The 14,622-nt window shown below is 65.6% G+C and carries 14 protein-coding genes; 4 read left to right on the top strand and 10 right to left on the bottom strand.

Annotation, left to right across the window (positions count from 1 at the left end; all coding sequences use genetic code 11):
• Position 1 precedes the first annotated feature (1 nt).
• The 6 genes from R4P95_RS14015 to R4P95_RS13990 form a co-directional block, all read right to left on the bottom strand.
• Complete coding sequence (locus R4P95_RS14015; protein WP_213576113.1) at positions 2-1,237, bottom strand: acetyl-CoA C-acetyltransferase; 1,236 nt, start codon at positions 1,235-1,237, stop codon at positions 2-4.
• A complete protein-coding gene (locus tag R4P95_RS14010; protein ID WP_317744143.1) occupies positions 1,230-2,936 on the bottom strand; it encodes an AMP-binding protein in 1,707 nt (568 codons plus the stop codon). The genes R4P95_RS14015 and R4P95_RS14010 overlap by 8 nt, the downstream gene beginning before the upstream one ends.
• Positions 2,933-3,778 carry an alpha/beta hydrolase gene (locus R4P95_RS14005; protein ID WP_317744145.1) on the bottom strand — a complete coding sequence of 282 codons (846 nt, stop codon included), beginning with the start codon at positions 3,776-3,778 and terminating at the stop codon, positions 2,933-2,935. Before R4P95_RS14005 ends, R4P95_RS14010 begins: the two co-directional genes overlap by 4 nt.
• The gene (locus tag R4P95_RS14000; protein WP_317744146.1) at positions 3,775-4,602 is read right to left on the bottom strand and encodes a hypothetical protein; all 828 of its coding nucleotides are present in this window, start codon (positions 4,600-4,602) and stop codon (positions 3,775-3,777) included. The genes R4P95_RS14005 and R4P95_RS14000 overlap by 4 nt, the downstream gene beginning before the upstream one ends.
• A complete protein-coding gene (locus R4P95_RS13995; RefSeq protein WP_109333985.1) occupies positions 4,599-5,792 on the bottom strand; it encodes an acyl-CoA dehydrogenase family protein in 1,194 nt (397 codons plus the stop codon). Before R4P95_RS13995 ends, R4P95_RS14000 begins: the two co-directional genes overlap by 4 nt.
• A gap of 139 nt (positions 5,793-5,931) precedes the next feature.
• Positions 5,932-6,537 carry a TetR/AcrR family transcriptional regulator gene (locus R4P95_RS13990; protein ID WP_317744147.1) on the bottom strand — a complete coding sequence of 202 codons (606 nt, stop codon included), beginning with the start codon at positions 6,535-6,537 and terminating at the stop codon, positions 5,932-5,934.
• 145 nt (positions 6,538-6,682) lie between these two features.
• Between R4P95_RS13990 and R4P95_RS13985 the strand changes: the two genes are divergently transcribed.
• The 3 genes from R4P95_RS13985 to R4P95_RS13975 are packed head-to-tail and all read left to right on the top strand — an operon-like array spanning position 6,683 to position 9,107.
• Complete coding sequence (locus R4P95_RS13985) at positions 6,683-7,162, top strand: nuclear transport factor 2 family protein (RefSeq protein WP_213576108.1); 480 nt, start codon at positions 6,683-6,685, stop codon at positions 7,160-7,162.
• Complete coding sequence (locus R4P95_RS13980) at positions 7,159-7,512, top strand: DUF485 domain-containing protein (RefSeq protein WP_317744148.1); 354 nt, start codon at positions 7,159-7,161, stop codon at positions 7,510-7,512. Before R4P95_RS13985 ends, R4P95_RS13980 begins: the two co-directional genes overlap by 4 nt.
• A complete protein-coding gene (locus R4P95_RS13975; protein WP_213576106.1) occupies positions 7,509-9,107 on the top strand; it encodes a cation acetate symporter in 1,599 nt (532 codons plus the stop codon). Before R4P95_RS13980 ends, R4P95_RS13975 begins: the two co-directional genes overlap by 4 nt.
• A gap of 38 nt (positions 9,108-9,145) precedes the next feature.
• On the opposite strand, the gene R4P95_RS13970 is transcribed toward R4P95_RS13975, so the two are convergent.
• From R4P95_RS13970 to R4P95_RS13955, 4 genes are all read right to left on the bottom strand, one after another.
• Positions 9,146-10,240 carry a diacylglycerol kinase gene (locus R4P95_RS13970; RefSeq protein WP_317744149.1) on the bottom strand — a complete coding sequence of 365 codons (1,095 nt, stop codon included), beginning with the start codon at positions 10,238-10,240 and terminating at the stop codon, positions 9,146-9,148.
• Complete coding sequence (locus R4P95_RS13965; protein ID WP_317744150.1) at positions 10,237-11,043, bottom strand: SDR family oxidoreductase; 807 nt, start codon at positions 11,041-11,043, stop codon at positions 10,237-10,239. The genes R4P95_RS13970 and R4P95_RS13965 overlap by 4 nt, the downstream gene beginning before the upstream one ends.
• Positions 11,044-11,171: 128 nt before the next feature.
• Entirely contained in the window at positions 11,172-12,353 is a 1,182-nt protein-coding gene (locus R4P95_RS13960; RefSeq protein ID WP_317744151.1) for a 4-hydroxybenzoate 3-monooxygenase, read from the bottom strand.
• A 90-nt stretch (positions 12,354-12,443) separates the two neighbouring features.
• A complete protein-coding gene (locus R4P95_RS13955) occupies positions 12,444-13,184 on the bottom strand; it encodes an IclR family transcriptional regulator (protein ID WP_213576102.1) in 741 nt (246 codons plus the stop codon).
• Positions 13,185-13,312: 128 nt separating this feature from the next.
• Between R4P95_RS13955 and R4P95_RS13950 the strand changes: the two genes are divergently transcribed.
• Positions 13,313-14,590 (top strand): aromatic acid/H+ symport family MFS transporter, encoded by a 1,278-nt coding sequence (locus R4P95_RS13950; RefSeq protein WP_317744152.1) that lies wholly within the window; start codon positions 13,313-13,315, stop codon positions 14,588-14,590.
• Positions 14,591-14,622 lie beyond the last annotated feature (32 nt).

The raw sequence follows: 14,622 nt of genomic DNA, 5'->3' as shown, positions 1-14,622 counted from the left end.
GCTATGCCCGCTCGAAGATGGCCGTCAATCCCTGGCCGCCGCCGATGCACATCGTTTCGAGTCCGTAGCGGGCGCCGCGACGGTCCATTTCGCGCAACAGGGTGGCGAGGATCCGCACTCCCGTCGCACCGACGGGATGACCGAGCGAGATGCCCGACCCGTTGACGTTGGTGCGGTCGAAATCCTGTGTTCCGAAGTTCCATTCCCGCGTGACGGCCAGCGCCTGTGCCGCAAATGCCTCGTTCAGTTCGATCAGGTCGATGTCTGCGAGCGTCAGCCCCGCACGCTTCAGTGCCCGCTCGGTGGACGGCACCGGTCCGATACCCATTTCGGACGGCTCGACCCCGGCCACGGCCCAGGTGACCAGTCTTGCGAGTGGCCGAAGGCCGAGACGCTCCGCCTGGGCGCGGGTGGTGACGAGACAGGCTGCGGCGCCGTCGTTCTGCCCACTTGCGTTGCCTGCGGTGACGGTCGCATCGGGGTCGCTGTGGCCCATGATCGGGCGCAATCGGGCGAGTGACTCGACCGTCGTGTCCGCCCGGGGATGTTCGTCCCGATCGACACGCTGCGGGTCGCCCTTGCGGCGGGGGACCTCCACCGGAACGATCTCCTCAGCGAACTTCCCCGACTCGATCGCGGCGACAGCCCTCTGATGGGATTTCACCGCAAGTTCGTCCTGCTCGCTGCGGCTGATGGCGTACTTGCGACGTAGGTTCTCCGCCGTCTCGAGCATGCCGCCGGGAACCGGGTAGTTCCGGCCACCCGCGGTCACCCGCCCGCGCGCCAGACGGTCGTGCAGTGCTGCCGGCGCTCCGCCCGCTCCCCAGCGCATCGACTCGGTGTAGTACTCGGCACGACTCATCGACTCCACGCCGCCGGCGATGACCAACTCGGCCACCCCCGTCTGCACACGCATCGCTGCGTCGAGCACTGCTTGCAGGCCGGACCCACAACGGCGATCGAGTTGCTGTCCGGGAACGGTCACCGGCAGGCCGGCGTCCAGGGCCACCACCCTGCCGATGGCGGGTGCTTCACCGTTGGGATAGCACTGCCCGAAGATGACGTCGTCGACGCTTTCCGGTTCGATCTTCGTGCGGGCCAGAAGCTCGGACACCACGCGGGCACCGAGGTCCGCGGCGGGAACGTCCCTGAACTGCCCGCCATAACGTCCGACCGGGGTACGCAGGGGCTCACAGACGACGACATCGTTCGCTTGGGCATTCGAATTATCAGGCACTGCGGAAATCCCTTTCGTGATCGGTCCACTGCTGCGCCCATTCGCGCAGCTCGACCGCTCGGATCTTGGTTCCGTTTCCACCCACCGTGGTGGGCATTCGTTCGATGATGTGCACTGCGCTCGGAACCTTGAACGCTGCCAACGACTCTGCGCACCAGGCCTTCAGTTGGGCAGCGCCGGTTTCTGCACCCTCGGTGGGCACGACGAAGGCGATTGCCTGGGTGTACCCGCCGGCGCCGGTGATCCCGACGACCTTCGCCAGGTGCACGGACTCGTGCTCGGCCAACCGGTGCTCGATCTCCGCCGGATCCACCAAGAATCCGCGCAACCGCAGTACGTCACCCATCCGGCATACGTACGTATAGCCGCCGTCGCCCGTTGCGACGGCAAGATCGCCGCTGCGAAACCACCCGTCCGCTGTGAATGCTCGCGCCGCTGCATCCGGATTACCGAGATACGCGTCGACGACGTTCGGTCCGCGGACCTGAAGTTCACCCTGCTGACCGTCCGGTAGTACCGAGTCGTCGAGAGGGTCGGCTATCCGAACCTCGATCTCCGGGGACACCGGACGTCCACCACCGTTCCACCGCAACGACTCCGGGTCGTCATCCGTCCAGAGCAGCATCAGGGCGAACACCTCGGACGACCCGAAGACGCCGGTGGTGACGGCACCGAAATCGTCACGCACCCACGCTGCCACCTCATGAGATCGGCCGAGGAAATCGGCGATGCCGATCCTCTTCAGCGAAGACAGGTCGGCGCGTTCCCCGCCGTGCCAAGTGTCGTACAGGCGGGTGAAGAGGTCGTCGCCGCCCACGACGTGCGTGACCTTCTCCGACTGCATACGACGCAACGTCGCGGACGCGTCGAACACCGGTTCCATCAACAGCGCACCACCGCCCGCGAGTGTCGCCATCGCGGTACTGAATCCGAAGACGCCGGAGACCGGTAGCACACACAGGGTCACATCACCGGGCTCGATGTCGAGAAGGCGGGCGTCCGCGCGTGCGTGGCGAACGATTGCACTTTCCCGATGTGCGGCCAGTTTAGGTACCCCGGTGGATCCCGAAGTCGTAAATGCCACTGCGAGCGGGTCGTCGGCGTCCGAGTGGGCGCCGGCCACGGTCGTGGTGGCCATGTCGGGCATCTGCGGTACCCGCACCGAACCGTCGGTCCCGTCGCCCACGTTCCAGGCGCCACTGCCGAGGTCGAATGCGGCGCGCTCGAGCTCGGACGCGCCCTCTTCCGGCCCTCGCACGACGGCGATCACCGGAGCCGGGATGTCGAGGGACTGCTGTGCATCCCGTAGGCGTCCGAACAGATCGAGTCCGTGGAACCGGGCGGCCACCGCGACTACCGCCGGCCTGGCCGAGGTGAGAATGTGGGTGATCTCCTGGGTGTTGTAGCGGGTGTTCACCCCGATGACGTGTGCCCCGACCGCCGACGCCGCCCATTGCCAGAGCACCGCATCCGACCAGTTCGGCAGCAGCACAGCCACACACTGGCCACGCCGAATACCGGCCTGTCGCAGTTCCGACGCCACACCGGAGGCGCGTGCAGTGAACTCGGCACGGGTCGTGGGTACCCGCCTGTCACCCACGACGTCGATCGTCATGACAGCATCCGGGTCGGCCGTCACCAGTTCGTCGAGCAGCGAAGCGAGCGTGTCATGGCGGGTGGCCGTGTCGTGTGCCGTCACGAGAGCACCTCGGCCGCACGCAGCTCGGTCAGCCACTGGTCCGCCAACGACGCGAAGTCGTCGACCTCCTCCATGGGGTAGTGGCCGATTCCGTCGAGCATCGTGTAGCGCGCGTAGTCCGGTCGCGCCGAATTGAGCAGTGCTGCCACCTTCTCGACCGCACCCGTCTGGATCCAGGGGTCCTGTTCTCCGGCGACGACGTGGAGGGGGCACGTGATGCGGGCCAACCTGTTCCGGACGTCATGCGTTCCCCAGGCGATGAGATCCGAGGACGAGATCTCCGGGTCTTCACGCTTGTGCATCGTGGCGATCAGCTGGGCGGCCTCCGCGGGCACGGAGTGACCCACCGAGGCCAGGGTGCCGAGGTAGGTGCGGTCACCGCGACTCGGACCGGCGACATCCTCGAGTTCGCGCCGCAGTCCGCCGACGTTGACCCGGCCGGGCCCTGCCTCGGCTGCCATCGCGATCGCGCCGGCCAGTGGACGCTCGGGGCGCGTCGCCAGCTCGAGGGTCAGCTTCCCGCCGATCGAGCACCCTATGACATAGGGTCGCTCGACTCCGAGCAGGTCGAGCACTTTCCACAGCCAGTTCGCGTAGACGACGAGATCGGTGACGGGTCCGCCGACCGCAGGCTCGGATCGGCCGTGACCGGGAAGGTCGGGCACGATCACCCGATAACCCCTCCTCGACAGTGCCGATGCCACGTGCCGCCATTGCACCCCGCTCTGTCCCGCGGTGTGCAGACACAGCACCGTGGGTGTGCCGTCCGTGGACGTGTCGGGTGTGAGGATCTCGACGAACCCGAGAGCCCCATCGATGTTCAGATAGCGGGCCTCGATCATGAGCGGGCCTCCCTTCCCCCGGTGAGTGGCGAAGTGTCGTTCTGCGCGCGTCGTCGGTCATTCGCGGCGGCGCGGGCGTGGGTGACGAGGATGTCGAGTGGCTTGGTGAGACGCAGATATTCGTAACCGTCTCCCGCGGAAGAGAACTCGCCTCGGATCGCACGTCGCATGAAGTCGTGATGTTCACCGAACACCAAGTCCACCCAGGTCGACGCCGGCGCGCGAAGCGTGAACGTCGCACCCCCGGGAACACGCCTACTGATGTCGATGATGCGTCCACGGTAAATCCTCAGATGCACCTCACGGTTGTGCCCCGAACCGTCGAGGCAGCACAGGCCTATCGTCCCGTCCCAGGTGGCCAACGACGAGGTGAAGTTCCGGTCGTCGGCAAGTGGTTCGCGGAGAAGCTCCGCCCACGCGACGGTGCAGAAATCCGTGGCCGGATCGGTTCCGACGGCAGACCCCTCAGGCAGCCGCCAGGTTTCGATTCCTTGCTCCCGGACGTTTCCGTTCTCGTCGATCAACCGCAGATGCCGGTCGACCTCCACCGTGTCCGCGGACCGCTGAACGCGGGTAATCACCGACTCGGCCCGAACGACGTCGTCGGCCTCTACCGCCGACACGGTGTTCCATTGCAGACCAGTTCGGGCTGCGCCGTCCAGGTTCGATGCGTCGAGCACTCCGGCGACCACGACCCCCGTGAGTGACGCACCCGATCCGGGGAAGGTAGCGCCCGACGCGGCAATGACGTCGGACACCCGGCGCTCGGCGCTGACGGCCCGATCGCCGACAGCCAGGCGCTGCTGTTGTGTGAGGACACTCATTCCGACACTCTCCCCAGCAACTCGTCCGAGATGATCCGCATCTGAATTTCACTGGTACCTTCGAAGATCTTCGTCAATCGTGCGTCGCGCCAATGTCTTTCCACTTGGAAGTCGGTGGTGTAGCCCGCGCCCCCATGGATCTGCACGGCCTCACTGGTGACGCGTTCGGCCATCTCGGTCGCGACGAGTTTGCACATCGACGCTTCGAGGGAGCACCGGCGTCCGGTGTCGATATCGGTGGCCACCGAGTACATGAGCTGGCGGGCAGCTTCGATGTCGGCCGCCATCGTCGCGACCTTGAAGCGCAGATGCTGGAAATCTGCCAGTTCGTGACCGAACTGCCGACGGGTGTGGAGGTAGGCGATCGAGTCCTCGAGCGCGGCCCGGGCGAGGCCGATGGCCCGCGCAGCGGTGTGCGCACGACCCACCTCCAGACCACTCACTGCCAGGTAGAAGCCCTTGCCTTCCTCACCCAGCATCGCGCTGGCCGGCACCCGGTAGTTGTCGAACGACAACTCCCACGTGTTCCAGCCGAAATAGCCGATCTTGCGGATCTTGGTACCGCTGATGCCCTGCGGGAACTCGCCGCGCTCCTTCTCGATGAGGAAGGCGCTGATGCCGCGATGCGGCTTGGCGGGATCCTTCTGCGGGTCCGTCCGGGCGAAGAGAACGAGGTAGTCGGCCTCGTCGGCGTAGGTGCACCACATCTTGGTGCCGCTCACCACCCAGTCGTCGCCGTCCCGGACCGCACGGCACGAAATGTTGGCGACGTCCGAACCGGCCTCCGCCTCGGACAACGCGTAAGCACCCAGATACTCACCGCGCGCCACCTTGGGCAGGAGATCGGCTTCCTGCTCGGGCGTGAAGCCGCCCCCCATCCCGTTGCCACGCGCCAGGAGCCCCGACACGCTCATCCACGCACGGGAGAGTTCTTCGGCCACAAGGCAGTACTCGAATACACCGAGACCGAGACCGCCGTGCTCTTCGGGGATCATGATGCCGAAGAACCCGACGTCCGCCATGGCCTTCTTGAGGGTGTCGGGGATGGTCCCCTGGACCGGATCGAGTTCGTTGGCGACGGGCAGCACCTGGCTCATCGCGAAGTCGCGTGCCAGGTCACGGATCGCCAGTCGATCCTCGGTGAGATATCGCGGCGAATCGGTTCGCGGCTGTGACGGCCGGTGAGTCATGGACACTCCTCATCCATTCGAGATTCGGGGCGCGAGACGGGGGAACTCAGGTTCCACACCCGAATCACATTAACGCTTGTTCACCCAGTACAGCACGGGTGCGCCGCCGGCGTCAACGGTGACCTCGGACAGCGCCGACTCAGAGCGCGCGGTATCCCACGAGGTTGAGCGCATAGACGCCATACGAATCGGCAACCGCTTGCGCCGAGAGAGGACCCTCGGCCCGATACCAGAGAGCGATGCCGGCACACATGGTCAAGACCGCGGTGACGGCCTGATGGACGTGGGGAACATCGAAGTCGCCGCTGGTCACACCCTCTTCGGCGATGGTGACGAAGAGGTGTTCCTGCGCGTCCCGGGATCCGACCACCCGCTTGCGATCGACTTCTTCGAGGTACCGCAGTTCCGTGTTGGCGACCAGGCAGGCGCGCTGGTGTCGCGCGGTGTACAGCGAGTGCGCCACCACGGCAGCTCGCCACCGATCCGCCGGCGCCGGGCCCGCTTTCCGCAGGGCGTTCCGGGTAGCGGTGAACTGCTCGTCGCTCGCGGAACGCAGAATGTCGACGAGGAGCTCGGCCTTGTTCTCGAAGTGGTTGTACACGTTCGCCGCACTACAACCGGCACTTTTCGCGATGTTCCGCATCGTCGCGGCGTGAAACCCCGAGAAGTAGAACTCGTCGAGCGCAGTGTCCAGAATGCGCTGCCGAACGGTCGGCTGAGCGGCGACGATTGACCGAGTGTTCATCTCTCGGAGGGTAGAGCGACCAGGACAGATGGGCAACAACCGTCGTCTTGACTACCCTCCCACCCTCGATTATGGTCCCCATCACATGAACGGTCGTTAATGACCGTGTCGTCTCATCCGCTCTGCACCGTGGAGGTACGCCGCCTTGAGCACCCTCGAAGAACGAATCCGCCGACTGGAAGACCTCGAGTCCATCCGGACACTCGACGCGCAGTACTGCCGTCTACTCGACGACGGAGACTGGGACGCTCTGATGGACTTGTTCACCGACGACGGGGAGTTCGACGGCTTGTCGAACCCCCGCGGTAAGGCCGAGATGAAGGAGTTCTTCTCCGGGCTCGCCGCCGGTGGCCTCACGGCGTTCTGGCACTTCATCACCAACCTCGAGATCGACCTGGACGGGGATCGCGCGGTCGTGCGCTCGTTTCTGTGGCAGCCGTGCGTGTCGGGTGGCACGTCGTCGATCGCGGCGGGCCGATACACCGACGAGGTGGTCCGCGTCGGCGACCGCTGGCTGTACCGTCGCAAGCAGGTCCGCTTCCACTACTTCGGGCCGCTGACCGACGGCTGGGACGAGAATCGGTTCGCGCTCGACTCCGCGCGCCGTGCGGCGGTGCACGCATGACCACCGACGCCTCCCTCACCGAATCCGGCGCCGCGATCTGGTCACCGATCCTGGCACTCCCGGAGTTCGTCGAACTGCGACGACGTCGCCGCGCCGTGACGGCAAGCCTCGGTGTCGTTGCGGTCGGATTGTTCACCGGCTTCCTCGTCGGGTTCGCCTTCTTCCCCGAAGTCCTCGGCGGGACTGCACTTTCAGGCATACCGCTCTCACTGTGGGTGGTGTTCTCCCAGTTCGCCGGCACCTGGCTTCTGGTGTACGCCTACTTCCGGCTATCCCGGACCTACATTCAGCCGGCCGCCGATGCGGCCGTACTGGCCATCGAACTACGCCAACAGGAGCGTGCCGCATGACGGGCGAAGCCGATTACCTTGCCATTGCCATTTGCTCTGCGGTCATCTCCCTGACCCTCTGGGTCACCTTTGCCGCGTCCCGGCGCAGTCGCAGCGCCACCGGCTTCTTCGCCGCCGGCCGCTCGATCACCGGCTGGCAGAACGGTTTCGCGATTGCCGGCGAGTTCATCTCGGCGGGTAGCTTCCTGGGTACCACCGGACTGATCTTCTACAAGGGCGTCGACGGGGCGGTGATCCTGTGCACCTCCGTCGTCTCCTTCCTGCCGGTGCTGTTCCTCCTCGCCGAGAAGATGCGCAACGTCGGAAAGTACACCCTTGCTGACGTTCTCGTGTTCCGGACAGGTGCCCGGCAGGTCCGGGTGGTGGTCGCACTCAGCACTATCGTCACCGGCACATTCGTGCTGCTGGCCCAGCTCGTCGCGGCGGGCGTCCTCCTCGAATCGGTATCGGGCATTCCCTTCGGGCTCTCCGTCGTCGTCGCCGGAAGTTTGATGGGCATCTACGTCTTCGTCGGCGGCATGCTTGCCACCACCTGGGTCCAGGTGATCAAGTCGTCCATCCTGTCCGTCCTGGCCGTCATCGTCTGCTTGGGAATTCTGGCGAAGTTCGGGTTCAGTCTCCCCTCCGTCTTGTCCGACGCCACCGACAACGCCGCCGCAGGAGATGCGATCCTGACGCCCGGACTCATCTTCGGACAGACCGGCGCAATCAATCTCATCTCGTACTCACTGGCTTTCGCCCTCGGCACCGCGGGCATGGCGCACATCCTCATTCGCTTCTTCACGGTCCCGGAGGCCGCGACGGCACGGAAGTCTCTCGGCTGGACTGTCGCGCTGTGCAGCGCCTTCTACCTGATCGTCATCGTCATGGGATTCGGCACCGCTGCACTTCTCGGACCCGACGGAGCAGATCGCGTCGGTGCCGGAGGCAACCTTGCGGCACCCACGCTGGTCACCGAACTCGGCGGTGGCGTCGGCACGGTAGGCGGATCCATCGCCTTGGCCATGGTGGCGGCCGTGGCATTCGCCAGCATCGTCGCCGTGGTCGCCGGTGTGGTGATCTCGGCGGCGGGCACTTTCGCCCACGATGTCTGGCCCACCGTCACCCGCACGAAGATCGCCGACACGGAATCCACGGACATCCGGGAAGCGAAGATCGCCCGATATGCGGCGGTTGCGTTCAGCATCATCGCCATCGGGCTGACCATGGCAATTGGCGACAGCACGAATATCACCTATTTCATGGGAATGGCGTTCATGGTGGCGGGAAGCGCTCACCTGCCCAGCCTGCTCCTCAGTCTCAACTGGCGACGGTTCAACAGCACAGGAGCCGTGTGGGGAATCTCGGTGGGGCTGGCGTCGACCGTAATCAGCCTGATGTTCACAGAGGCGCTCTGGTTAGGTAGCGGACCGGCACCGCTCACCATCCAATTGCCCGTCATCATCACGATGCCTCTGGGTCTGGCTGCAGCAGTGATCGGCTCGCTCGTCGCGGAACGGCGGAACGGCATCAAGTCCGACCGAGACGAAAAGTTCGCCGAAATGCTGGTGCGGGCCGAGACCGGCATCGGAGCGGAACTCGCCGAGGCGCACTGAGAGCTTCGCCCCCGTGAGTACTTCTTAACCGCCCGATGTTAATAAGTACTCACGGGGCGCGGAGCGCACAACCCACGACCGGTGATGAGTGGCAGATCCAGTGCGGTGACGAGTCCGGGTTCGGCCTCGACGACGGCGTGCACCGAGTTCACCAGTCGCATCGCGGTGACGATCATGCCCGACACATTGTGGTCACCGTTTTCGCCGTTGTGGTTGAACTCGACGGACATCATGGGCTCACCCGTGATGTCGATGCGGTAGCAGCCATCACCGCGGTTCGGCTTCGGCCACTCGGGCATCTGGTCCGGATGCGTCCGGGTGATGTGCTCGAGTGCCACGCGGGGCACGCCGTCGACGGTGCCGATGACCTCGAACCGCACGGCAGCCGTGGTGCCCGCGGGGATGTGACAGGACACGACATCGAGGTCGCTTTCAGCCGGAATCCGTGCGACCTTCTCTACCAGCGGCTCGTCGAGTGTGATGTCGAGGCCTGCCGCGATCTGGCGGACGACGCTTCCCCACGCCAGCGACAGCACTCCGGGCTGAAACAGCATCGGCGTCTCGTCGAGAGGTTTCCCGAATCCGAAGATGTCACGCATCACCACGGGCTGGTAGTACGTGGAGTAGTCGGCGATCTCGTAACAGCGGACCTCGTCGATGCGCTGTGACAAACTTGTCATGGCGAGCGGCAGAACATCATTGGCGAACCCTGGGTCGATGCCGTTGACGTGCAGACTGGCGCCGCCCTGCTCGCCGGCACGGCGGATGCGGTCGACAAGGTCGGCCGGGACGACGCCGATCGGATATTGCAGCAGCACCGGACCCGACGACACGACGTTGACGCCCGCTTCGAGAAAGGAGATCAGCTCCTCGACGGCCTCGAAGATGCGGTCGTCCGTCATCGAGGTATGCACGATGCAATCCGGTTTCAACGCGAGCAGGGCCGCCTTGTCGTCGGTGGCCCTCACCCCGAGTTCACGGTCGAGGCCGGCCAGTTCACCGGCGTCCTTCCCGACCTTGTCCGGATTCGACACCCATACGCCGACCAGTTCCAGGTCGTCGCGGGCTTCGATCCCTGCGATGGCATGTCGCCCGACTGTGCCGGTGGACCATTCGACGACGCGGTAGCTCATGGCTTCTCTCCGAGTTTCAGATCAGGAAGGCCGAGGTCGAGGTTCGGCTGGTCGAGGCCTCCGTCGACCTCGAGTACCTTGCCGGTGACATATGAACCAGCCTTGGAGGACAGGTAGAGCACGGCCGCCGCGATGTCTTCGGGGTCGCCTATCCGACCGAGCGGGGTGACACTTTCCATCGATGCTTTCACCGCCTCGTCGGAGGCGACGAATTCAAGCGCCGACGTCAACACCGACCCCACGGCGATGGCATTGACGCGGATGCTCGGGCTCAGATCGCGCGCCGCCAGCCGGGTGTAGTGCGCCAATGCGGCTTTCGCCGTTCCGTAGGCCAGATAACCGCGGCCGGACAGCCTTCCCATCACCGACGAAATGTTCACCACCGACCCGCCGTCGTGCGCGAGCATGTGCGGTACCGCCGCCCGCACAAGTGCATGTGCGGTGCTCACATTGAAATGGAATGCCTCCTCGAGATAGTCCGAGTCGGTGTCGAGAAGGGCGTTGGGGATGGTGCCGCCGACATTGTTGACGACGATGTCGAGCCTTCCGAACTCTTCCTGCGCGGCGTCCGCGAGCGCGGCGACGGCTTGCAGATCCATGAGATCGGCGGGCACGACCAACGCGCGTCGCCCGGACTCCTCGACCTGCGCCGCCACCTTCTGCAGCTGATCGGCATGGCGGGCGGAGATGACGACGTGAGCGCCCGCCTCCGCAAGCCCCACCGCGGTGGCCGCGCCGATGCCGCGGCCCGCGCCCGTGACGACGGCGACCCGGCCGTCCACTCTGAACCGATCGAGGATCATGGCGGCTCCTGTTGTCGTTCCCCCTTCGGCGAATGTAACAGGTTCTAGTTTGTGAGTGCAGTCGTTTCCCGGCAGAAGCGGCTCCGCCGCCTGTGAGTACTTATCAACCGCCCGCGGTTAATAACTACTCACAGCTCGAGCGGGGTGCCCACATAGTTCTCGGCGATGAGGGTGCGTCCGGCGACGGACCGGGTGACCATGTCGAGTTCGGCGATCTGCCGCTTGTGGCCGAATCCGGTGTCGTCGGGGAGCCGGTGCAGCATCGAGGACATCCACCAGGAGAAGTGCTGGGTGCGCCAGACGCGCGGCATCACCGTGTCGGTGTAGCTGTCGAGCCCGGCCCGACTGCGGGTGGTGAAGTACTCGGACATCGCCTTGGACAGGAAGTAGACGTCGGCGATCGCGAGGTTCATGCCCTTCGCGCCGGTGGGCGGCACGGTGTGGGCGGCGTCGCCGGCCAGGAAGAGGTTGCCGTGCTGCATGGGCTCGCACACGAAGCTGCGGAACTGCAGAATCGATTTCTGAAAGATCTTGCCGTCCTTGATTTCTGCGCCCTCGCCGTCGACGCGGGCGTGCAGTTCGGACCAGATACGGTCGTCGGACCAGTTGTCCACCGAATCGTCGGGGTCCACCTGCAGGTAGTGCCGCTGCACCTGCGGGGTGCGGGTGCTGATCAGCGCGAAGCCGCGCGGGTGGTTGGCGTAGATCAGCTCTTCCGACGACGGCGGGGCCTCGGCGAGGATGCCGAACCAGGCGAACGGGTACTGACGGAAGTGGTCCGTCCGCACGGTGGTCGCCGGGATCAGGGCGCGGGTGCTGGTCCGCGACCCGTCGCATCCGCCGACGAGGGCGCACGTGAGGGCCTGTTCGTTGCCGTCGGCATCGCGATAGGTGATCTTGGGTGCTTCGGACGTGTGGTCGTGCACGTGCACGTCCGATACGCCGAAGCGGAGGTCACCGCCGTCCTCGAGTCTGCGCGCGATGAGGTCCTTCAGCACCTCGTGCTGCGGGTACACCGTGACCGCGCGGCCGCCGGTGAGTTCGTCGAACGCGATGCGGTGCCCCTTGCCGCCGAACCGCAGTTCGATGCCCTGATGGGTGTGCCCCTCGCGCTTGATGCGGTCGCCGAGCCCGGTGTCGACCATCAGATCCACCGTGTTCTGCTCGAGCACACCGGCGCGGATCGTGCCCTCGACCTCCTCGCGGGTGCGGGTTTCGAGTACCACCGACTCGATGCCCTGCAGGTGCAGAAGGTGGGACAGCATCAGTCCTGCGGGGCCTCCGCCGACGATCCCGACCTGTGTGTTCATGCGCAGACTCCTCGCGTAGTTCGTGACACCAGTCACTGTTGCGCCCGAACCGCACTCCCGACACCCCCACTTTCACTGAGTGAAAGACGACTAGGCGACGCCGCGGGAAATGCCTCGTGCCGCCGCCCGCACGGCCGGAATCAGTGGTGCCGGATCCTTCTCCGCAGGCACCACGACCGACACGGCGGCCACGACCTCGCCCGTCGACCGCGACACCGGCGCAGCCACGGCCAGTGTCCCGACATTGAGATGCTCACGGCAGGTGACCCATCCGGTTCGGCGAATGTCGTCGAGGGTGCTCCGAAGCCGGTGTTCGGTGGTGATGGTCGCCGGGGTGAAGCGCTCGAGGCCGGCTGCGAGCACGGCGTCGAGCAGCTCGCCGCCGCCGAATGCCAACAGAACCAGACCACCACTCGACGCGTGCAGCGGCAGCCGTCCCCCGGCACGCCCGACCACGGTCACGGCACCCCGCGCGGACAGTCGCTCGATGTACAGCGCTTCGAGTCCCTCCCGGACCACCAGCTGGACGTTTTCGCGGGTGGCCTCGTAGAGGTCCTCGAGATACGGCAGCGCCACCTGCCGCAGCCCGTGAGCCCGGGGTGCGAGAGCCCCCAATTCCCACAGCCGAACCCCAATTTCGTAGGTTCCGTCGTCGGCCCGCTCGAGCGCGCCGTGTTCCACCAACTGCCGGCACAGCCGATGCACGGTGGGCAGGGGCAGGCCGGTACGCCTGCTCAACTCCGACTGGGACAGACGCGGCCGTTCCGACGTGAATGCCCCGAGAACGAGAAATGCCCGGCGCAGCATGCTGCGTTCGTCGGCTCCGGCCATGCCGCCAGTATTCCGGGTGTGGTGCGGCGAACCGACGCCGTTTGACACGGATCTATGACTCACCCCACAATCGGTGCGCAATATGAACTTGTGTTCAACTAACGAACACTGCTGAAGCCGAGGATCTGATGACCACTTCCGAACGGAGCGCGATGCGCTCCTCCACTGCCCTCTGGGTCGCACCCCTCTGCTGGGTGGCGGTGCTACTCGACGGGTTCGATCTCGTGGTGCTCGGCGCCGTGATCCCCTCCCTTCGGGACGACGCCGACTGGAGTCTGTCGACAGGCACGATCACGTTCATCTCGACATTCGGCCTGGTAGGCATGACGATTGGGGCGCTCGTCATCGGCACGCTCACCGACGTGATCGGCCGCAGGCGCGCGCTGCTGTACGCGGTCGCGGCCTTCTCGATCCTGACGCTGCTGTGCGCGGTAGCGCCCAACCCGTTCTTCTTCGGACTGTTCCGATTCCTCGCCGGTGTGGGACTCGGTGGCGCACTCCCGACGGCGCTGGCTCTGGTCAACGAATTCTCGAAGAAGCAAGGCGGCGGTTCGGCCTCGACCCTGCTGATGACCGGGTATCACGTGGGTGCGGTCGCGACGGCCGCGCTGGCCATCGTGCTGATCGAGCCATTCGGCTGGCGGTCGATGTTCGTTGCAGGTGCGCTGCCCGCGATCGTGCTGATTCCCCTGATGTTGCGTTACCTCCCCGAATCGCCGTCGTACCTCCTCGCCCAGGGCAAGCGGTCCGAGGCCGAGGCCATCGCGAAGCAGTACGGACTGGAACTGGAACCCGCGCCGGCCGCTGACGCACCCGTCGCGTCCGCCGCCAATCCGGTGCGCGCCCTGTTCTCACGTCCGTTCCTGCGCAACAGCATCGCTATCTGGGTCACGTCCTTCATGGGGCTGCTGCTCGTCTATGGACTCAACACCTGGTTGCCGACCATCATGCGGGAAGCCGGATACAACCTCGGGGCCTCGCTCACCTTCCTGCTCATCCTCAACGCCGGCGCAGTGGTCGGACTTCTGATCGCAGGCGGCGTGGCCAATAGGATCGGCCCGCGTCCTGCGGCGATCATCTGGTTCGCCGGCGCCGCGGTGTTCCTGGCGTTGCTCAGCGTCAAGGTGTCCTTCGGGATTTACGTGCTGGTGTTTCTCGCCGGGTGCTTCGTCTTCAGTGCGCAGGTGCTGGTCTACGCATTCACGTCGGCCAACCACCCGCCGCAGATCCGTGCGACTGCGCTGGGCTGGTCTGCAGGCGTGGGCCGCGTCGGCGCGATCTGCGGGCCCATTCTCGGTGGGGTGATGCTGGGAGCCGGTTACGCCGTCCCGTGGGGCTTCTATGCGTTTGCCCTGGTGGGGTTGCTCGGTGCGATTGCTGTGGCTACGACTCGGACGGTCCGCTGAGATTCGTGGCCGCCGGGCGATGAGTTTCGGGC

The sequence above is a fragment of the Rhodococcus sp. IEGM 27 genome, from assembly GCF_033142305.1.
In the GTDB taxonomy this organism is placed as follows: Bacteria; Actinomycetota; Actinomycetes; order Mycobacteriales; family Mycobacteriaceae; genus Rhodococcus_F; species Rhodococcus_F oxybenzonivorans.
This window is presented reverse-complemented; position numbering and strand designations above follow the sequence as displayed.